Origin of the sequence: Geobacter sp. DSM 9736 (assembly GCF_900187405.1) — a bacterium.
In the GTDB taxonomy this organism is placed as follows: Bacteria; Desulfobacterota; Desulfuromonadia; order Geobacterales; family Geobacteraceae; genus DSM-9736.
On the sequence record NZ_LT896716.1, the window covers coordinates 1,890,105 to 1,909,132 of the forward strand.

The 19,028-nt window shown below is 57.8% G+C and carries 16 protein-coding genes; 7 read left to right on the top strand and 9 right to left on the bottom strand.

Annotated elements, in window-relative coordinates:
* Positions 1-10: 10 nt before the first annotated feature.
* The 9 genes from CFB04_RS08545 to CFB04_RS08595 form a co-directional block, all read right to left on the bottom strand.
* Positions 11-1,204, bottom strand: coding sequence for a pyridoxal phosphate-dependent aminotransferase (locus CFB04_RS08545; protein WP_088534886.1), 1,194 nt, complete (start codon positions 1,202-1,204; stop codon positions 11-13).
* A gap of 205 nt (positions 1,205-1,409) precedes the next feature.
* Positions 1,410-3,713 (bottom strand): PAS domain S-box protein, encoded by a 2,304-nt coding sequence (locus CFB04_RS08550; RefSeq protein WP_172825468.1) that lies wholly within the window; start codon positions 3,711-3,713, stop codon positions 1,410-1,412.
* A 79-nt stretch (positions 3,714-3,792) separates the two neighbouring features.
* Positions 3,793-4,245 carry a response regulator gene (locus CFB04_RS08555; protein ID WP_088534888.1) on the bottom strand — a complete coding sequence of 151 codons (453 nt, stop codon included), beginning with the start codon at positions 4,243-4,245 and terminating at the stop codon, positions 3,793-3,795.
* Between the two features lie 174 nt (positions 4,246-4,419).
* The gene (locus tag CFB04_RS08560) at positions 4,420-5,568 is read right to left on the bottom strand and encodes an ATP-binding protein (protein WP_088534889.1); all 1,149 of its coding nucleotides are present in this window, start codon (positions 5,566-5,568) and stop codon (positions 4,420-4,422) included.
* Positions 5,535-9,320 (bottom strand): PAS domain S-box protein, encoded by a 3,786-nt coding sequence (locus CFB04_RS18220; protein ID WP_197692602.1) that lies wholly within the window; start codon positions 9,318-9,320, stop codon positions 5,535-5,537. The genes CFB04_RS08560 and CFB04_RS18220 overlap by 34 nt, the downstream gene beginning before the upstream one ends.
* Before the next feature lie 358 nt (positions 9,321-9,678).
* A complete protein-coding gene (locus tag CFB04_RS08580; protein WP_088534890.1) occupies positions 9,679-10,911 on the bottom strand; it encodes a putative nucleotidyltransferase substrate binding domain-containing protein in 1,233 nt (410 codons plus the stop codon).
* Between the two features lie 68 nt (positions 10,912-10,979).
* A complete protein-coding gene (locus CFB04_RS08585; protein ID WP_088534891.1) occupies positions 10,980-12,959 on the bottom strand; it encodes a cation acetate symporter in 1,980 nt (659 codons plus the stop codon).
* A gap of 10 nt (positions 12,960-12,969) precedes the next feature.
* On the bottom strand, positions 12,970-13,278 hold the full coding sequence (locus CFB04_RS08590; protein WP_088534892.1) for a DUF485 domain-containing protein: 309 nt from the start codon (positions 13,276-13,278) through the stop codon (positions 12,970-12,972).
* A 107-nt stretch (positions 13,279-13,385) separates the two neighbouring features.
* The gene (locus CFB04_RS08595) at positions 13,386-14,156 is read right to left on the bottom strand and encodes an IclR family transcriptional regulator (protein WP_088534893.1); all 771 of its coding nucleotides are present in this window, start codon (positions 14,154-14,156) and stop codon (positions 13,386-13,388) included.
* A 418-nt stretch (positions 14,157-14,574) separates the two neighbouring features.
* Here CFB04_RS08595 and CFB04_RS08600 point away from each other — a divergent pair, with 418 nt between their 5' ends.
* From CFB04_RS08600 to CFB04_RS08630, 7 genes are read left to right on the top strand one after another with little or no spacing between them, the layout of a single operon-like run.
* Positions 14,575-15,318: a YebC/PmpR family DNA-binding transcriptional regulator gene (locus CFB04_RS08600; protein WP_088534894.1), complete on the top strand. Its 744-nt coding sequence runs from the start codon at positions 14,575-14,577 to the stop codon at positions 15,316-15,318.
* Between the two features lie 57 nt (positions 15,319-15,375).
* Entirely contained in the window at positions 15,376-15,870 is a 495-nt protein-coding gene (gene ruvC, locus CFB04_RS08605; protein ID WP_088534895.1) for a crossover junction endodeoxyribonuclease RuvC, read from the top strand.
* Positions 15,867-16,463: a Holliday junction branch migration protein RuvA gene (gene ruvA / locus CFB04_RS08610; RefSeq protein WP_088534896.1), complete on the top strand. Its 597-nt coding sequence runs from the start codon at positions 15,867-15,869 to the stop codon at positions 16,461-16,463. Before ruvC ends, ruvA begins: the two co-directional genes overlap by 4 nt.
* A 15-nt stretch (positions 16,464-16,478) precedes the next feature.
* Positions 16,479-17,492 carry a Holliday junction branch migration DNA helicase RuvB gene (gene ruvB, locus CFB04_RS08615; protein ID WP_088534897.1) on the top strand — a complete coding sequence of 338 codons (1,014 nt, stop codon included), beginning with the start codon at positions 16,479-16,481 and terminating at the stop codon, positions 17,490-17,492.
* Positions 17,493-17,494: 2 nt separating this feature from the next.
* Entirely contained in the window at positions 17,495-18,229 is a 735-nt protein-coding gene (locus CFB04_RS08620; RefSeq protein WP_088534898.1) for a DnaA ATPase domain-containing protein, read from the top strand.
* A complete protein-coding gene (locus CFB04_RS08625; protein ID WP_088534899.1) occupies positions 18,226-18,783 on the top strand; it encodes an epoxyqueuosine reductase QueH in 558 nt (185 codons plus the stop codon). The genes CFB04_RS08620 and CFB04_RS08625 overlap by 4 nt, the downstream gene beginning before the upstream one ends.
* Positions 18,780-18,992: a DUF2905 domain-containing protein gene (locus tag CFB04_RS08630; protein ID WP_088534900.1), complete on the top strand. Its 213-nt coding sequence runs from the start codon at positions 18,780-18,782 to the stop codon at positions 18,990-18,992. The genes CFB04_RS08625 and CFB04_RS08630 overlap by 4 nt, the downstream gene beginning before the upstream one ends.
* The last annotated feature ends 36 nt before the right edge of the window (positions 18,993-19,028 follow it).

Here is a 19,028-nt window from a genome sequence, read left to right on the forward strand (position 1 = left end):
CGTAACCGCCTCAACCGGGCAGCCCGGCCTCCTTTGCCAGATTTCTCCAGGCCGGAAGGCTGCGGTCTATCATGCCCTTCTCGACACAGTACGCTATGCGGAAGAAACCGGGCGCGCCGAATCCGGCGCCCGGCACAAGCAGGATGCGGTGCCGCTGCGCCATCCGGACGAACTCGACGTCATCCGGCAGGGGAGATTCGGGAAAGAGGTAGAACGCCCCCTGTGGCTTCACCATCCTGAACCCCATCTGCGTCAGGTTGTCGTAGAGCAGATCCCGTTTTTCCTGATAGAGTCCGATATCCACGGAAATATTCTGGAGGCCCGCCACCAACCGCTGCATGAGAGCAGGCGCGTTGACGAATCCAAGGACGCGGTTGGAGAAAACGGAGCCTTCCATGAACAGCTCCACCCCCTCCATCCGCGGGTTGGCTGCAAGATACCCGATCCGCTCACCGGGAAGAGCGAGGTCTTTGCTGTGGGAAGTGACGATGACGGAGCTGGCCACGTACCGGAATATGTTCGGCACCTGAACGCCGTCATAGCAGATCCGGGAATAGGGCTCGTCGGATATGAGGTATATCTGCCGGTTCAGCTCCCGCTCCCGGCGTTCCAGCATCTCCCCGAGCTGCCGCAGGCTCTCCTCAGGATACACGACTCCGGTGGGGTTGTTGGGAGAGCAGACGATCAGCGCCCGTGTCTTTTCGTTGATGGCGGACTCGATTGCGGCCACGTCGAGCTGAAAGCTGCCCGGCACCGTCTGAACCTCGCGCGGGATGCCGCCATGATTGTCGATATAGAATTTGTACTCGACGAAGTAAGGGGCAAGGATGATGACCTCCTCGCCCGGGTTGAGAATGGTCTTCAGGACAACGTTTAGCGCCCCTCCGGCGCCGCAGGTCATCACTACATGGCTCCCCTTCACCTCCAGACCCGACGCTTCGGCAAGAACTTCGGCCACAGCGGCCCTGGTCTCCTCGTACCCGGCATTGCTCATATACCGGTGCATGCCGGGAAGCGGGCGCAGGGCAAGCTCCAGCAGCTTCTCCACGAATTGCTCGGGAGGCTCGACATCGGGATTTCCGATGGTGAAGTCGTAAACCTTGTCCGCCCCGTGAATACTGCGAAGCTGCTCCCCTTCTTCAAACATCTTCCTGATCCACGATGCGCGCTCGATAAAACCGGCTATCTTTTCGGCAATGGCCATGCGAAACAGCTCCTTTGGTTTGGTGTCGTTTCTTACTAGCACAGACGCCGGGACGTGACAAGAGTTGAAGAAGTGAGGCTTATTATCGAGGGGCAATGGAAGGAACAATCGGAAAAAACTGCATGAAGCGGGGGTGCGAAGTATGTCTTCCTGGCGGGTCTTGTTTCGGCCGGGACTTTCTCGGCCTTATCCATCGGCCATGCTGTTACGCCTGGTCCGCCGGAAGGGTGAAGTAGAATGTGGAGCCTTCTCCGGGTTTCGATTCGACCCAGATACGCCCCCCATGCCTTTCAACGATTTTCTTGCACGAAGCAAGGCCGATGCCTGTGCCGAAGTATTCCTCTCTGGTATGAAGCCTCTGGAATATCTGGAAAATACGATCATGATGCCCCGGCTCGATACCGATGCCGTTATCGGTTACCGAAAAAAGCCATGCCGGACCTTCCCTTCGAGCGGAGACGTGGACGTGCGGGGCAATGCAGGGGTGCCGGTATTTGAGGCCGTTGCCGATCAGGTTCTGGAAGAGCTGAACGAGCTGGATCTCATCCCCCTGCACCACAGGAAGGCTGTCCGTCGTCACCACGCCCCCAGACTCCCTTACAGCCTGCCCCAGGTTGTCTATGGCGGCCGTACAGGTCGAGTTGGCATCTACGGGTGCAAGTTGTGTATCACGCGTAATGCGGGAATACTTCAGGAGGCCCTCTATGAGCCTCTGCATCCTTCGCGCGCCGTCTACGGCATACCCGATATACTCCTGCGCCTTCTCGTCAAGCTGCTGGCCATACTTCCGTTCAAGAAGCTGCATGTAACTGGCTACCATCCGCAGCGGTTCCTGAAGGTCATGGGAGGCGATATAGGCAAACTGCTGGAGGTCCTGGTTTGACCGCTGGACCTCGGCAAGCAGCCGCTCCCGCTCCTCGTTCGCCTGTTTCCGGTCGGTAATGTCGCGGGATATCCCGATGAGCCCTATGACATTTCCGGTGAAGTCTTTGTAGGGACTTTTCGTGGAAAGAAATACACGGTTCTCTGCATCAAGCTGAAGAATCTCCTCTACGACCAGTGTCTCGCCGCGCTCCATGACCATACGGTCGTTCTCCATGATTAGTTCCGCATGCACCCCCCCCACAAATTCCGCATCAGTTTTGCCAATAACTTCCTCCGGTTTTTTGCCCAAAAACTTCAGCGTTGCCGGGTTCGCCATGAGCATCCGCCCTTTGCGGTCCTTCACAAATACGAAATCGGGAGTGCTTTCCATAACGGCACGAAGGAGAGTCGCCGTACGCTGGAGTTCTGCCTCGGCCTCCTTGCGCGCGGAAATGTCCTCAACAATGTTGATGCTGTAATCCGGCAGCCCCCGCTCCCCCGGTTGTGCGGAACGGGTCACTCGGACCCAGACCTGGTTCCCGTCCTTCCTGATGTACCGCTTTTCCACCGTGTAACTCGAAAGATCGCCTTTCATCAGCAGTAGATAGTTGCTTTGGTCCGGCTCCCTGTCTTCGTTGTGCGTAAAGCTTTGAAAAGCACGCCCCTGCAGCTCTTCCTGGGGATATCCGAGGATCTCGAAGAGCTTGGCGTTTCCTCGCACGAGCCTTCCCTGCGGATCGAAAAGACTCATCCCCACTGCAGCGTTTTCAAATACGCCCCGAAACCGCGCTTCGCTTTTTCTCAGCGCATGCTCTGCCTGAACGCGCTCGGAAATATCCCGTATTATGACGAAGGCGGAGCCGTGGATATCGTGGATGACGGAAATCATCTCCCCGTCGAACTTGCTGCCATCCTTCCTCACATAGGTAAGCGTTCCGCGACATTGTCCGGTACGGGCTCGTTCCCGCAACAGTTCATGGATGCGCAGGTCTTCATCATCTATGAGGGCCCGGCGGCCTGCCTGCCGCAGCTCTTCTTCCGTCATCCCGAACAGCGCCTGTGCCGCAGGGTTGGCAGACACTATGGTTCCATCCGGAACGGTGACAAGAATGCCGTCGGGCGTGCTTTCAAAGAGCCATCGATGTTTCTCTTCGCTTTCCCGCAACTCCCTGTTCTTCTGCTCGATCTGCGCCGTGCGCTCCCGCACGAGCTCTTCCAGATGCTCCCGGTACTTGGCCAACTCTTCTGCGGCCTGACGCCGCTCCCTTCGAACCACCGAGTCCCGCAACTCACGCGCCAGCGTCGGGCCCAAGCGGGCCAGGTTCCCTTTCCTGATATAGTCGCCGGCACCGGCTTTCATGACTTCGGCTGCCAGCTCTTCACCTATCGCTCCCGAGACGAGAATGAACGGTATGTCAGCCTTTTCCTGCACGATACGGAGCGCCTCCAGCCCGTTGAAACCCGGCAGGTTGTAGTCGGAAAGGACGGCATCCCATACTCCGGCACGGAGAGCTGCCTCCAGCTCTTCCCGGGTCTCGACCCGTTCGAAATCGACGTTGAAGCCGTTTTTCCGCAACTCACGCACCTGCAGCAGTGCATGGTCCTCAACGTCTTCTATGATCAGTAAACGGACGTCTGTCGGCATCTTGTACTTTCCCGATCTGAGATGAGTTGCTGCCGTGTCAGTCAGGGTTCTTAACCACATTACGGCGGCGGCCCAGAGGTCATTCGGGGCCCCGCGGGTCTGGAGGCTCATTGTGAAGCAGCCAGTACAGCCCCGTAGTCTGGAGCGCTTCCGTCAGCTTGTTGAAGTCCACGGGCTTGCGGAGATAGCTGTTTGCTCCTAGCCCATACGCACGTGACACGTCCTGATCCTCCGAGGAGGTGGTGAGGATCACCACCGGAACGATTTTCGTCTTCGGAGTGCTGCGCATCCGGGCAAGCACCTCCAGTCCGTCCAACTTCGGAAGCTTGAGGTCGAGCAGGACAACGACCGGATTGTCCTTGGGGCACCTGTCCGCCCACGGCCCGGTGCAGAAGAGGTAATCCAGCGCCTCCACGCCGTCTTCTGCCACTACTACGGGGTTCAGGATCTTGCTCTTCTGGAAGGCCCGCTTGGCCAGCTCGACAAAATCGGGATTATCATCGACAAGAAGAATGGTTTTGGAATAATCCATGGGGGCTCCCGTTTTTCATTTTTCACTGGTGCGCCTCAGGTTGTTCAAAAACAGTCAAATCGTCGCACCCGCAGGAGCGACCGTCGGAGGCGTAGTACCCTCTGGGGCATAAACAGCGCTACGCCGCACACGGGAGCGACGAGGACGGCGGCGAGATGGCTGTTTTTCAACAACCTACCGCTCCCGAATGCCCAGGTTGAGTGTAAAAAAGAATGTGGCCCCTTTCCCCACCGCCGCGTCGGCCCATATCCTCCCGTCATGCCGGTGGATTATGCGCTGGACTATGGAGAGGCCTATCCCGGTGCCCGGGAAATCCTTTTCGAGGTGCAACCGCTGAAACGGCGCAAAAAGTTTGTCGGCATAAGCCATATCGAATCCGGTGCCGTTATCTCGCACGAAAAAGGTCTCTTCCCCCCCCACATCCGCAGTGCCGAACTCGATGACCGCCTCTTCTTTCTTGGAGGTGAACTTCCAGGCATTCCCGATGAGGTTGTCGAAGAGCACTTTCAGCAGGTCGGCGTCGCCGGTGACGGTAAGCCCTTCGCGAATGCGGAAAGTGATGTTTCGATCCGGCTGCCCTGCCTGCAGCTCCGTCGCCACACGCGCTGCGAGGGCCGACAGATCGACCGTTACCGGATTCAGCTCGCTGCGGGTGAGCCGGGAGAGCTTCAGAAGGTCGTCGATCAGTTGCGCCATCCGCTGGGTGGCGTTACGCACCCTGCGCAGGTAATCCTTTCCCCGGTCGTCGAGGTAGTCGCCGTAGTCTTCCAGGAGCGCCAGGCTGAAGCCGTCTATCGACTGCAATGGCGTACGCAGGTCGTGGGAGACGGAGTAGCTGAAGGCTTCCAGTTCCTTGTTTGCGGCATCCGTAGCTTCCTTCGCCTTCCGGAGAGATTCGAGGGCCTCGGTGGTTTCCCGGTTCGCCGCTTCCGATCTCATCCGTTCCTCATCGAAATCCTCCAGCAGGTTCAGCATGGCCCGCTGATTTTCCTCCAGGCGTCCCCTTTCCTCCATGGAATCTTCGAGAATGTTGGCAAGAGCCCGCTGCGTGTCTTCGAACTGCTCCTTCTCCCCGGAAATGTCTTCGAGTATGTTGAAGAAGGCGCGCTGTGCTTCCTCCAGCTGCGCCTTTTCGTCGGCCGAATCCTCCAGTATGTTCAGGATCGCGTGCTGGGCCTCTTCAAGGTATTTCTTCTCCGCGGCCGCGTCCTCCAGGATGTTGAGCATGGCCTTGGTGTAATCCTCCACCTCTGCCAGCCATTGCCCTTCCTTCTCGGGACGAACCATGGCTATGCGGTCCCGGAGCGATGCTGGGTCCGGCATATATCCCTCTCCCTTCTCAGCTCCTCATTTTCCTTCTTCAGCTCCACCATCTTCAGCTCACGCCCCACAGTCAGCTTCTGGAACCGCTCCAGCTCTGCCAGGCGCTCCAGCTCCCGGGCGCGCTGCTCCTCCCGGGCACGCTGCTCGGCGACCTTTGCCTCTGCCTCCCTCTGGGCGGTGACGTCGCGGGCGGCCGCGAAGACCCCGAGAACGTTACCCAGCGCGTCTTTGTAGATCGACGCGTTGTAGAGGACGTTGGTGGCCCGTCCTTCCCGATGCCGTATGGTAAGGGGATAGTCGGTGACGAACCCCTTGGAGAAGACCTGCATGTACCCCTCCCGGGCCTTGTCGGGTTCGGTGAAGTAGTCGGAGAAATCGGTGCCGATCAGCTCCTCCCGCGGCACCCCCGTGACCTTGGTGGTGGCCTCGTTAACGTCGGTGATCTTCCCCTCCAGGCTGATGGTCACCAGCGGGTCGAGACTCGCCTCGATAAGGCTTCTCGCGTACTGGGAGGCGTACCGCAGTTTCTCCTCCGCCTGTTTCTTCTCCGTGATATCGGTACTCATGAGGAGGTATCCGATCGGGTTCCCGGAAGTGTCATTCCTTCTCGTCACGACGACGCTTGCGACGAAGCGTGTACTGTCCTTCCGCACCCGCTGGAACTCCCCTTCCGCCAGACCTTTCTCGAAGGCCGTTCTCAGAAGACGCTCCACGACACCGGACTGCACGTCCTCGGGAGCGTGAAGAATGCCGGAGTCCTTGCCGATGATCTCGTCCTCTGTGTAGCCGTAGTTGCGCCGGGCTCCCTCGTTCCAGGAGAGGATGCGGTAGTTCAGGTCCTTTCCGATGATCGAGTACTTGGTGGAGCTTTGCAGAATGTTGTCGAGGAAGGTCTTCGTCTCCTGGAACTCCCGCATGACCCGTTTCGACTCGGTGACATCACGGGCGGCGGCGAAGACGCCGAGCACATTTCCCTCCACGTCCCGATACACCGACGCATTGTAGAGGACGTCGGTGAAGTGCCCGTTCCTGTGGCGGATAGTTAGGGGGTAATCGGTGACGAAGCCTTTGGCAAAGACCTGCTGGTAACCTTCACGGGCCTTTTCCGGTTCAGTGAAGTAGTCGGAGAAATCGGTGCCCACCAGCTCGTTCCGGGGCACTCCAGTTACCTTGACCGTCGCCTCGTTGACGTCCATGATCTTCCCTTCCGGGCTGATGGTGACCAGCGGGTCGAGGGAGGCCTCTATCAGGCTTCTGGCATACTGCGCCGCCTGCCGCTGGGCGGTGACGTCGCGGGCCGCCGCGAACACCCCGAGAACGTTTCCGTAAACATCGCGGTAGACTGAGGCGTTGTACAGGACGTTGGTGAACTGCCCTGCTCTGTGGCGGATGGTAAGAGGGTAGTCGGTGACGAACCCCTTGGCGAATACCTGCTGGTAACCTTCCCGCGCCTTGTCCGGCTCGGTGAAATAGTCGGAGAAGTCCGTGCCGACGAGCTCGTCCCGAGGGACACCGGTGACCTTCACCGTAGCCTCGTTGACGTCCATGATCTTCCCTTCCGGGCTGATGGTGACCAGCGGGTCGAGGGAGGCCTCGATGAGGCTCCGGGCGTACTGGGCCGCCTGCCGCTGGGCGGTAACGTCGCGGGCCGCGGCAAAAACGCCGAGGACATTGCCGTAAACATCCCTATAGACCGAGGCGTTGTAGAGGACGTCGGTAAGGTGCCCGTCACGATGCCGGATGGTGAGCAGGTAGTCGGTGACGAAACCCTCGGCGAATACCCGCTGGTATCCCTCCCTGGCCGTGTTCGGTTCGGTGAAGTAGTCGGAGAAGTCGGTACCGATCAGTTCGTCCCGGGGCACCCCCGTTACTTTCACGGTGGCGTCGTTGACGTCCATGATCTTGCCTTCGGAGCTGATGGTGACAAGCGGATCGAGACTCGCCTCTATCAGGCTTCGGGCATACTGCGCCGCCTGCCGCTGGGCTGTCACGTCGCGGGCTGCAGCGAAGACGCCGACGACGTTTCCCTGCACGTCGCGATAGACGGAAGCGTTGTAGAGGACGTCGGTCAGCTGCCCCTCCCGGTGGCGGATCGTAAGCGGGTAGTCGGTGACGAACCCCTCGGCAAATACCCGCTGGTATCCCTCCCGGGCCTTTTCGGGATCGGTGAAATAATCGGAGAAGTCGGTGCCGATCAGCTGCTCCTGGGGCACTCCCGTAACCTTTACAGTCGCCTCGTTCACGTCGGTGATCTTTCCTTCCGGGCTGATTGTAACGAGGGGGTCGAGACTCGCCTCTATCAGGCTTCGCGCGTACTGGGCGGCCTGCCGCTGTGCGGTGACGTCGCGCGCCGCAGCAAAGACGCCCAGGACCTTGCCGTTCACGTCGCGGTAGACCGAGGCGTTGTAGAGAACGTGAACGAGCGCCCCCTCCCGGTGCCGGAGCGTTAGTGGGTAGTCGGTTACGAAGCCTTTGGCGAATACCTGCTGGTATCCCTCGCGTGCTTTATCCGGATCGGTGAAGTAATCAGAGAAGTCGGTCCCCACCAGATGCTCCCGGGGCACGCCGGTCACCTTCACCGTCGCCTCGTTGACGTCGGTGATTTTTCCCTCGGGGCTGATGGTAACCAGCGGATCAAGACTCGCCTCGATAAGGCTTCGTGCATACTGCGCCGCCTGCCGCTGCGCCGTCACATCACGGGCCGCGGCAAAAACCCCGAGAACGTTCCCGTCCACGTCGCGGTAAACGGAGGCGTTGTAGAGGACGTCGGTCAGCTCGCCGCTCTTGGCGCGTATGGTCAGGGGGTAATCGGTTACGAAACCCTCCGCGAAGACCCGCATGTACCCTTCACGGGCCTTGTCCGGTTCCGTGAAGTAGTCGGAGAAGACGGTGCCGATCAACTGGTCACGGGGGACCCCGGTCACTTTCACGGTGGCCTCGTTGACGTCGGTGATTTTCCCTTCGGGGCTGATGGTTACGAGCGGGTCGAGGGATGCCTCGATGAGGCTGCGTGCATATTGGGCCGCGTGCCGCTGCGCCGTGACGTCCCGGGCTGCCGCGAAGACTCCGAGAACGTTTCCGCGGCCGTCCCGGTAGACGGAGGCGTTGTAGAGAACGTCGATGAGGGTGCCGTCCCTTCGGCGGATCGTGAGGGGGTAGTCGGTCACAAAGCCCTTGGCGAATACCTGCTGGTACCCCTCCCGTGCTTTCTCCGGCTCGGTAAAATAATCGGAGAAGTCGGTGCCGATCAGCTCCTCTTTCCTGGCCCCGGTAGCCTTGACGGCAGCTTCGTTGACGTCCATCACCTTTCCTTCGGGACTGATGGTGACCATAGGGTCGAGACTCGCCTCGATGAGGCTCCTGGCATACTTGAAGGTTGCCAGCTGCTGCTCCTCTTCCTGCTTCCGCTTCGTAATATCTCTGGCGATGGAGGATGCGCCGATGAGTGCTCCGGATGGATTGTATATCGGGGAGATGGTGAGCGAGATGTTAAGAAGCCTCCCATCCTTCTGTTTCCGCACCGTCTCATAATGGTCGATCCGCTCTCCGCTGCGGATCTTCTTCAGGATATCGCTCATCTCGTACTGATGATCGGGCGCCATCAGGATGGTAACCGGCTGTCCTACAATTTCTTCTGCACTGTAGCCATACATCAGCTCGGCGGCCCTGTTCCAACTGATGATGATCCCGTCGGGCGTTTTGCCGATGATGGCGTCGTCGGAGGAATTTACCATCGAGGCCAAAAAAGACATCAGGTCCTCATCTGACATCGCCGGTTGGACAGCTCCGGATGTAGCCCCGGATTTGCTCTCATTGTCGGTTATCATTCTTACCCCCATGATATGGATAAGCGTCGCAGTTCGACAACCACGGGTCTCAGAGACAGGTTCTAAAAGATCGAATCTATGGCTAGTAAACGAGTAAATTGTATCTAACGGGCCGGAAACCACAAACGGGCGAGCTCCTGCGAGGTTTGGAGGTGCCGTGGGCACTTGTGGAGTGGGAATTGTTCAGAAGCTCATAACCTGCAGTCTTGAACCCTGCTGGAGCTTGTACATTCTAAATCGAGAGGATGCGACGAGGATATCGGGATGAATTGAGGGAGGAAATCTACATGATGGAGAAGTTAGTATGGATCATCTTCTGCAGGTCCTCTATCTGCAGCAGGGCCTGCCGGATCTGTTCACGCTCGTCAGCCGGCAGCCGGTACGGGTTGAGGTAGTAAGAGTCCCTGTTGATCCCCTTGATCACCTTGATCTGCAGCAGAATGCGGTGTTTGGTGAGCACATGGTAGGCATCTTTGAGTCCGCCGGCCGTGGCAGCGGAAAGGGACCGCTCCTTTTCCAGGAGCTCGATCCGCCGGATGGTGTTGGTTGCCGGGATTCCGTGGTTGATGGAAAGAATGCGCACATTCATCACAAGCGGCGCCCATGCGAGGAGCTTCAGGTTGAACTCTCCCTTGTGGTCTCCGGAACCCTCCGTCCAGAACCGTTTCAGAAACCCGAGGGCCAGTTTCATTTCCGTGGCTGCTTTTGCCATCCCCCACAGTACCTGAAAGTAGTCCTGTTCCAGGCCGCGGATGTGCTCGATGAGCGACTGCGCCAGAACCGCGTCACCGGCCACGTAACGGGCGTCTGACAGCACAATCAGGTCCATGAGGTTTTTGGCGTAGTCGGCATACTCGTATCTTACAATGGCCAGCAGCTTTTTCCGCCACTGGCTCAGGGACCCCCGCCATGTGGGGTTGCTCGGCATGATATCGCCGGTGCACTTCTTGAAGCCGATCTCCGCCAGCCGCTCCACAAGAAGCTCCGAGAACTCCTTGAAATAAGCATCCGCCCCCTCTCCGCCACCGTCCCCATAGACGATGAGGTAGTCCTGGTCGGTAATGAGGGTCTGTTCCTCCCTCCCGTCGCTCCCCATGCTGACGAGAGCATACGGAAGCGGCGCAGGTCCGCTTCCCCGCTCCGCCAGTTCCTGCTCCACCATTCCGAGCACCTTCCCGGCGAGGAGATCGCGGTATTCGGTGCAGTTGCTGTGAAGGGCCGGCACCGACTGGACCCGGAGGAACCGGTCCATCTCCAGTTCATTCAACTCAAGGTGCATTGCGGCCAGCGCGTCGAACCTGGAAGTCTCACGGATTGCCTGCGTAAGCGACAGCTCCCGTGCCAGGGAGCCTTCCGCTACGGATATCTCCGCTTCTATCTCCTCCTTGAGTGCGGTTAGGAGGCGGGCGGACTCCTCCCGCTCCAGGAAGGCGAGATAACCTCGAATCTTCTCCATGAGTCCGTCGGCCACCGATTCGTGGGAACCGTCAGCTATATGTTCAGCGGGTCGAGGCATCGGTTTCATCCATGAAAAAAAATGGGGAAGGCTTACCCTTCCCCACTATAACACAAAGAATCCGTCAATTAATGATCAATTGCCTTGGCCATTCCGATACCGGTATTCTGGCGAACGTAAATCTCGTCGAACATCTCTTCGGACCGCCGGCTGGGGAATGCGAGTGCGCCGACGATGGCAGCTATGAAACCCAGCGGGATCGAGATGATGCCGGGGTTCTTCAGGGTTATGAGCGGCTTGTCTAAGCCTATGGCGGATTTGCCGTCCTTGTTCTTGTCATAGTCGGCCTTCGCTTTCGCCAGCTCCTTCGTTTCCTTCTCGGACAGGATGGCTCCGCCCGCCTGCTTCTCCTCGAGCTTCTTGACCACCTTCTGGGCATCAGCAGCCACAACCTTGGGATAGGTCATGTTCGGGGATACCATGACCAAGGCGATGGAAGCAACGGTACCGACGACGAGTCCAGAAATGACTCCGGCGGTATTGAATTTCCGCCAGAACAGCGACATCACGACGACAGGCAGGTTTCCGGAGGAGGCAACCGCGAAAGCCAGCGCCACCAGGTGTGCCACGTTCTGCTTCTCTGCCGCGATACCGATCAGGATGCCGGCTGCACCGACGACCAGTGAGGTGATACGGGCGGCCATGACCTGCTCGTGCTGGTCCGCATGGCCTTCCCTGATGACGTTGACGTAGATGTCGTGGGCTATGGCCGCAGAAGCCGCCAGCACGAGGCCGGAGACGACGGCGAGAATGGTGGCGAACGCAACCGCGCAGAGGAAGGCAAGGAAGAGGTCGCCGACGATGGGTGATATGTCGCCGCCGAGCTGCTGGGCAAGGAGCATGGTCGCCATGTTGCCCCCTTTGTCGAAAGCGAATATCTTCTGGGGCGTCACGTGGATCGCCGCGCCGAAACCGAGGAGCGTGGTCAGGACATAGAAGCCGCCGATGATGAACATGGCGATGATAACGGATTTACGGGCAGCCTGGGCGGTCGGAACGGTGAAGAAGCGCATGAGGATGTGGGGCATGCCGGCAGTGCCCAGAACCAGCGCCATGCCGAGAGAAATCTGGTCAAGCGGGTTCTTGAGGAACAGGCCCGGCTCCAGGAAGCGCTGACCGTAGTCGAAGCCGGGTTCGGCCACCGGATGCTTCAGGACCACCTTCTGGACGTGCTCGATGACATTTGGGTTGGTTGCGATGTCGGAGAAGAACTGTAGAGGGTTGAAACCGGCCTTCATCCCCACGAGAACCGACAGCAGGGCTGCACCCGACATAAGCAGACCGGCCTTGATGATCTGGACCCAGGTGGTGGCGGTCATTCCGCCGAAAACGACGTACCCGACCATCAGGATACCGACGCCGATGATTGCCGTTTTATAGGGAACTCCTATGAGCAGCTGCATGAGCTTGCCGGCACCGACCATCTGTGCGGTGAGGTAGAAGGTGGAGACGGCAACGACGGAAAGAGCACAGACGGCCCGGACCGGCTTGGGCTCGGTTCGGAAGGAGAGGATGTCTCCCAGGGTATACTTCCCCGCATTCCTGCAGGGTTCGGCAACAATCAGCAGGACGGTGATGTAGGCAACGAGCCAGCCGACGGAATACATAAAACCGTCGTACCCGTAAAGGGAGATGAGGCCCGAAATCCCCAGAAACGAAGCCGCGGACATATAATCGCCTGCGATGGCCCAGCCGTTCTGAGTACCAGTGATCCCGCCGCCGGCAGCATAGAAATCCGCGGCTGTCTTTGTTTTCCTAGCAGCCCAGATGACGACGGCGAGGGTTATGCCGATGATGATGCCGAACATGGTCAGGGTAATCGCACGGTTCGCTTTTATCTCGGGTTTGGCAGGAGCGGCCGGCGCAGGAGTTGCGGCAGCTGGAGCTCCGGGAGTAGCGGCAGGAGCTGCCACTGCGGGTGTACCAGGGGCGGCAGGAGCCGTAGCAGAGGGTGTACCGGGAGCCGCAGGAGCCTTAGCCGGTTCAACGGCATACGCAAAGGAAGTCAGCGACATGGCCAGAGTGGCGGCAGCAAGTAATTTTTTCATGGGCTCCTCCTTACCTGAGCTCATCGACCAGTTCACGAGTCAACCGGTCGAAGTCCTTGTTGGCCACATGGGCATAGTACATCGCCAACCCCCAGGAAACGAAGAACTGGGAAAGCGCGAAGAGATAGCCGAAGTTAACGCTGCCGATGATCTTGATCTTGAACAGACCCGGCGTGTAAGCAGCCCCAATCGGAAGAAGGAAGTAGTAAACGGTGGAGAAAATCCACCAGCCGAACAAAAAAACCGTCTTTTTGTGGTGCAGTTCGATGAACTTTGGGTTCTTTGCGATTTTCGCCCAGTCATACTGCCTCTCGGACATGGTCGTTACTCCTTTCTGTGTGAGGTACACTCTCAAGAGGACGGCGTCCCGCCCTCCTTTCCTCGCTATGCCTGCTCTTTCTCCCCCTTTCCGTTTTTTAACGCTACCTATGTTCTCGCGTACCCGAACTTCATGGAAAGCAACTCCGCCTGTTCACGGAGCGATGGGATGATTTCGTTCTCCACCCTTTCCGTCACCATGCGGAAAGAGGGCCCTAGCATAGTGAGCGCCCCTATCACCTTACCCGCGTAGTCCCTCACAGCGACAGCGACTGTGATGATACCCTCCCCGAGACCTCCTGACTCGATGGCGACCCCCTTTTCGCGAATATCGTTCAGCTCCGATTCGAGAGCGACAAGGTCGGGCAGCTTTTTCTTCTCCCGCCCCCGCTTGAACAGCTTTTCAAGGAGGTCTCGCGATTCAAGCGACTTGATCACCTTCCCCGCTGCATTTGTGAAGAAGGGGAAGCGCTTGCCGAGAAAAGGGGCGGCCTTGATCTGCTGCCCGCAGTCGACCATATCGAGAAACAGCACCTCGTCCCCCTTCATCACCGTCATGTAGACCGCTTCGTCATGCTTCCGTGCGAGCCCCTCCATCACGGGATGCGCGTACCTGATGATGCTGGCACTGTTGATGAACCGATGTGCCACCTCCACCGTCGCCAGCCCCAGGTGGTAGATCCCGCTCAAAGGATCACGCTCCACGAGCCCCCGGTTTTCGAGAGTCGCCAGAAGCCGGAACGTTTTGTTCCTGCTTATCCCCAGCCTGTCGGAAAGATTCTGAAGAGTCGCATGAATAGACCCTTCCGACAGAATATCGAGAATATCCAATGCTTTATCGACAGACTGAACAGTATAGGAACTGATTTTGCTCGACATATAGGCAGCCTCTCCCTCCGGCTAATTAACAGATGTTTTACTGGAATACAGATTCCGCTGAATTAATTTGTAACACAATGTTCTATTACGGTCAACAAAATATCCTCATTTTTTATAGCATTGATGTAACATGTTGATAATATTTTTAAAAATAGCACTAACTCCTCAAACGCCACACCAAACACTCCCCCGAAACACCGGGAAAACATTGTTTATTTTGCTCCCGCCATCCCCCCTTTCAAAGAGAAAAAAAGGGCCTTTTGAAAATGAAACCTTTCGCCCCTAAAAGACCGTGTTTCCGGCATTTTCTCCCTTTACAAGCCCAAAGCCTCCGTGCTAGTATCCGCGATTCGAAGGCGCCGCCCCTGACAACATTAGCCTCACGGCTGGCGGTTCCATCTCAACAAAGGAGCTTTCTATGTCCGGCCATAATAAATGGAGCACCATCAAGCACAAAAAGGGTGCTGCCGATGCAAAGCGTGGAAAAATCTTCACAAAACTTATCAAGGAAATAACCGTCGCGGCAAAACTGGGCGGCGGCGATCCGGACGGTAATCCTCGCCTTCGTGCGGCTATAGACAAAGCCAAGGCGGAAAACATGCCGAAGGACAACATAGAGCGCGCCATCAAGAAGGGAACCGGAGAACTTGAAGGGGTGTCGTACGAAGAGATTACCTACGAAGGTTATGGCCCCGGTGGAGTCGCTGTACTTGTGGAAGTGATGACCGACAACAGGAATCGCACCGTCTCCGAGGTCCGCAGTATCTTCACCAAGATGAACGGAAACATGGGAGAGACAGGCTGCGTATCCTGGATGTTCGACAAGAAGGGGCTCATCATTTTCTCCAAGCAGACCGATTTCGACAAGCTTTTCGAGGCCGCTCTCGAAGCAGGCGCCGAAGACGTCTCTGATCAGGAGGAGCAGATCGAAGTGCTGACGGACCCCTCCAATTTCATGGAAGTCCGGGAAGCTCTGACCAAGGCGGGATTCGCTATCGAGTCCGCAGAAGTTACGATGATTCCCCAAACGATGATCAAGCTGGAGGGGAAGCCCGCCGAAACCATGCTGAAGCTTATGGAGCGGCTCGAAGACAACGACGACGTGCAGAATGTCTACGCGAACTTCGATATATCAGCAGAAGACATGGAACGGTTGATGTAGCCCGTCACGGGGAGCCACGGGCTCCCTTTTTTGTTGCAGCTTCCAAGGCTCGCGATCATGAACATTCTAGGCATCGATCCAGGTTCCCGCATCACCGGCTACGGCATAATCCGCACCGAAGGAAACCGCCTGGTCCATGTAGACAATGGCGCAATATTCGCCGGGGCCTCTCCAGATTTCCCTTCGCGGCTTCACAAGATCTATCGGCAACTCTCCGAGGTCATAGACCGTTACCGGCCCGATGCGGTCGCGGTGGAGAACATCTTTTTCGCCACCAACGTGCAAAGCGCCCTTAAGCTAGGTCAGGCGCGAGGCGCAGCCCTTGTGGCCGGAGTCAATGCGGGGCTCCCCCTTTACGAATATACCGCTTTGCAGGTAAAACAGGCGGTGGTAGGGCACGGAAGGGCGAGCAAGGAGCAGGTCCAGAAAATGCTCAAGGCGCTGCTGAACCTTCCCGAGACGGCTCAGGAGGATGCCTCCGACGCTCTGGCAGTGGCGGTTTGCCACGCCCACTCAGCACACCTTAACTCACTGAGGAAAAAGCTGACATGATTGCACTGCTCACCGGGAAGCTGGCACACAAGTCGCCGGAGTTCATAATTCTCGACGTCAACGGCGTCGGCTACCGCGTCCAGATCCCCTTCTCCACGTACTACGAACTTCCCGAGGAGACCAGCACCACCACCCTCCACATCTTCACCCATGTCAAAGAAGACGCCATTAATCTCTACGGTTTCCGAACCCTGGCAGAAAAAAGCATGTTCCAGCACCTGATCTCCGTCTCGGGAATCGGACCGAAACTGGGGAGCAACATTCTCTCCAACATAGACGTGAAGGAGCTTGCTGCCGCCATTACCGGAGGAGACCTGGGGCGGCTAGGCTCCATTCCTGGCATAGGCAAGAAGACGGCCGAGCGCCTTGTCCTTGAGCTGAAGGAAAAGTTACGGTCGATGCAGCATACTGAAGATGCCGCGCCCCGCGCGGCGGCTGCCCTCCCTGATGTAGCAGAGGATGTCACGTCGGCCCTTCTCAATTTGGGGTATAAGGAAGCTCAGGTGAAAAAAGCGTTGGCCGAGTTGACCCTTCAGCCGGGAGACACTGTGGAGACGGCACTGAAGCAGGCACTGAAGCTGCTGATGAGATAACATCGAGCCAGACCGATGACACGAATGATAACGCCCGAGATAGCAGAAGATGACTTCCAGTTCGACTCGACCCTTCGACCGCGAGGCCTCGACGAGTACATCGGCCAGGAGAAGGCAAAGGGCAACCTGCGGCTCTTCATAGATGCGGCAAAGGGGCGAACCGAGGCTCTCGACCATGTACTGCTCTACGGCCCGCCCGGGCTGGGCAAGACCACCCTCGCCAATATCATTGCGGCGGAAATGGGGGTCAGTATAAAGTCGACGTCGGGGCCAGTGATAGAGCGGCCGGGCGATCTGGCAGCGATCCTCACCAACCTGGAGCCTCATGACGTTCTCTTCATCGACGAGATCCACCGGCTGTCACATGTGGTGGAGGAGATTCTCTACCCGGCGATGGAGGATTTCCAGCTCGATATTATCATCGGACAGGGACCGAGCGCGCGCACCATCAAGCTGGACCTGCCGAAGTTTACCCTCGTCGGTGCCACCACCCGCGCGGGCCTTCTCTCCTCACCGCTGCGCGATCGTTTCGGCGTCATCAGCCGGCTCGAATTCTACACAGATGAAGAACTGGCCACCATTGTCTCACGGTCTGCGAGAATCCTCGGAATTCATATGGAGCAGGAAGGAGCGCTTGAGCTGGCCAGACGAAGCAGGGGCACGCCACGGATAGCCAACCGGCTTCTGCGCCGGGTGCGCGACTTCGCCCAGGTCCGGGCGGAGGGGAAGATAACCCGACAAGTGGTCCACGACACGCTGGAGCTTCTGGAGATCGACGACAAGGGGTTCGATCAGATGGACCGGCTGATTCTTCTTACCATCATCGACAAATTCGGCGGAGGGCCAGTGGGGCTCGACACCATTGCCGCCTCCATCAGCGAAGAACGTGACACGATCGAGGATGTCTACGAGCCGTTCCTTATCCAGCATGGTTTTCTGAACAGGACACCTCGGGGAAGGGTCGCCACTCCGCTTGCATACCGGCACTTCGGACGGATCGTTCCAGAACCGCAGGGGAGGCTGTTCTGACCATGCAGCAGGTCCTTGAATTTCCTGTTTCTCCGCGGTACAGTTTTAACAACTTCGTAGTGTGCGGGGGGAACAAGGCTGCATACCACTTCGCCCGCCAGCTGGTAGAGGGAAATGGTACCGAAAACCTCCTCTATCTCTATGGTCCTCCGGGGTCGGGAAAAACCCACCTGCTCATGGCGCTCGGCTGTGCACTCTACAGAGGGGATTCCACCGCAGTACGCTGTTTCTCATTTAGGGACGCAGAACAGGTATACCAGGGGGATTATCCGTCGGAAGAGACATCGAAGCTCGCCGCATTCTTTCAGGATGCCCCGGCGCTGCTGGTCGACGACCTTCACCTGCTGCCGGACAACGACAGCGTCCGCGTGGAGTTCTGGCAGCTTTTCAACGATTTCTACGCCGGCGGACGTCCCATCGCCATTGCGGGACTCCTCCCCCCAAAAGAGCTACCGAATCTCGATGATCACCTTATTTCCCGTCTGATGTGGGGGCTGGTGGCAAAACTTGACGTCTCAGATGACGACTCACGCAGGATGATCATGCAGAAGCTTGCCGCCGACCGTCATATCAAGCTTCCGGAAGATGTGGTGGAATACATGATCTATCATACCCGCCGCGATATTCCCTCCCTTCTGGCCGGCTTCAAAGCGGTCTGCTACCATGCCCTTTCCCTGAAGCGAAAGATCACGGTGCGCCTTGCCCGTGAAGCGCTGGAAAGGGGAGTTACCCGATGAAGCTGCTCTTCCACATATGCTGTGCTCCATGTTCCGTCTATCCTGTACAGGAGCTTCGTGCGGAAGGCATAGAACCGACCGGTTACTTTTTCAACCACAACATCCATCCGTATCAGGAATACCGTAAAAGACTGGACACGGTCCGGCAGTACGCGGAACATGCCGGCTTGGAGGTAATCTACCGGGACAGTTATCGACTTGAGGAATTCCTTTCAGCAGTAGCCGGAGAACCGGCAGCAAGGTGCAGCTACTGCTACACGTCGCGACTTGCCGCAGCGGCCGCGGCGGCCGTCGAACATGGCTGCGGCGCCTTCTCTACATCCCTCCTCTATAGCCGCTACCAGCAGCACGATCTCATCCGCGCAGTGGGGGAAGAATTGGCTGCGCAACACGGCATCACATTCCTCTACCGCGATTTTCGCCGTGGGTGGAACAAGGGGATTACCCTGTCGAAGGAACTCGGTCTCTACCGCCAACAGTATTGCGGCTGCATCTACAGCGAAAGGGACCGCTATGCCGGCGCATCATCGGCTGCCGTGGAAAGAGTCGCATGAGCGGCTTCGGCAAATCACTGATCATAGTAGGACTGATCATCGCCGGGATAGGTGTCCTCTTCACCCTCGCGGGAAAGTTACCGTGGGTAGGCAGGCTTCCGGGGGACATCTACATCAAGCGCGAAAACTTTACCTTCTACTTCCCCCTGGCAACGAGCATTCTCCTTTCAGTCCTCGTATCACTTCTCCTATGGCTATTCAAGAAGTAACCTCCTGAGCCGATCCCCTATACAAAGGTGTTGTAA

Bases quoted from the DNA above. Each gene is read 5' to 3' on its own strand.
- CFB04_RS08545 (WP_088534886.1), bottom strand. From the start codon at position 1,204: ATGGCCATTGCCGAAAAGATAGCCGGTTTTATCGAGCGCGCATCGTGG.
- CFB04_RS08550 (WP_172825468.1), bottom strand. From the start codon at position 3,713: ATGCCGACAGACGTCCGTTTACTGATCATAGAAGACGTTGAGGACCAT.
- CFB04_RS08555 (WP_088534888.1), bottom strand. From the start codon at position 4,245: ATGGATTATTCCAAAACCATTCTTCTTGTCGATGATAATCCCGATTTT.
- CFB04_RS08560 (WP_088534889.1), bottom strand. From the start codon at position 5,568: ATGCCGGACCCAGCATCGCTCCGGGACCGCATAGCCATGGTTCGTCCC.
- CFB04_RS18220 (WP_197692602.1), bottom strand. From the start codon at position 9,320: ATGTCTTTTTTGGCCTCGATGGTAAATTCCTCCGACGACGCCATCATC.
- CFB04_RS08580 (WP_088534890.1), bottom strand. From the start codon at position 10,911: ATGCCTCGACCCGCTGAACATATAGCTGACGGTTCCCACGAATCGGTG.
- CFB04_RS08585 (WP_088534891.1), bottom strand. From the start codon at position 12,959: ATGAAAAAATTACTTGCTGCCGCCACTCTGGCCATGTCGCTGACTTCC.
- CFB04_RS08590 (WP_088534892.1), bottom strand. From the start codon at position 13,278: ATGTCCGAGAGGCAGTATGACTGGGCGAAAATCGCAAAGAACCCAAAG.
- CFB04_RS08595 (WP_088534893.1), bottom strand. From the start codon at position 14,156: ATGTCGAGCAAAATCAGTTCCTATACTGTTCAGTCTGTCGATAAAGCA.
- CFB04_RS08600 (WP_088534894.1), top strand. From the start codon at position 14,575: ATGTCCGGCCATAATAAATGGAGCACCATCAAGCACAAAAAGGGTGCT.
- ruvC (WP_088534895.1), top strand. From the start codon at position 15,376: ATGAACATTCTAGGCATCGATCCAGGTTCCCGCATCACCGGCTACGGC.
- ruvA (WP_088534896.1), top strand. From the start codon at position 15,867: ATGATTGCACTGCTCACCGGGAAGCTGGCACACAAGTCGCCGGAGTTC.
- ruvB (WP_088534897.1), top strand. From the start codon at position 16,479: ATGACACGAATGATAACGCCCGAGATAGCAGAAGATGACTTCCAGTTC.
- CFB04_RS08620 (WP_088534898.1), top strand. From the start codon at position 17,495: ATGCAGCAGGTCCTTGAATTTCCTGTTTCTCCGCGGTACAGTTTTAAC.
- CFB04_RS08625 (WP_088534899.1), top strand. From the start codon at position 18,226: ATGAAGCTGCTCTTCCACATATGCTGTGCTCCATGTTCCGTCTATCCT.
- CFB04_RS08630 (WP_088534900.1), top strand. From the start codon at position 18,780: ATGAGCGGCTTCGGCAAATCACTGATCATAGTAGGACTGATCATCGCC.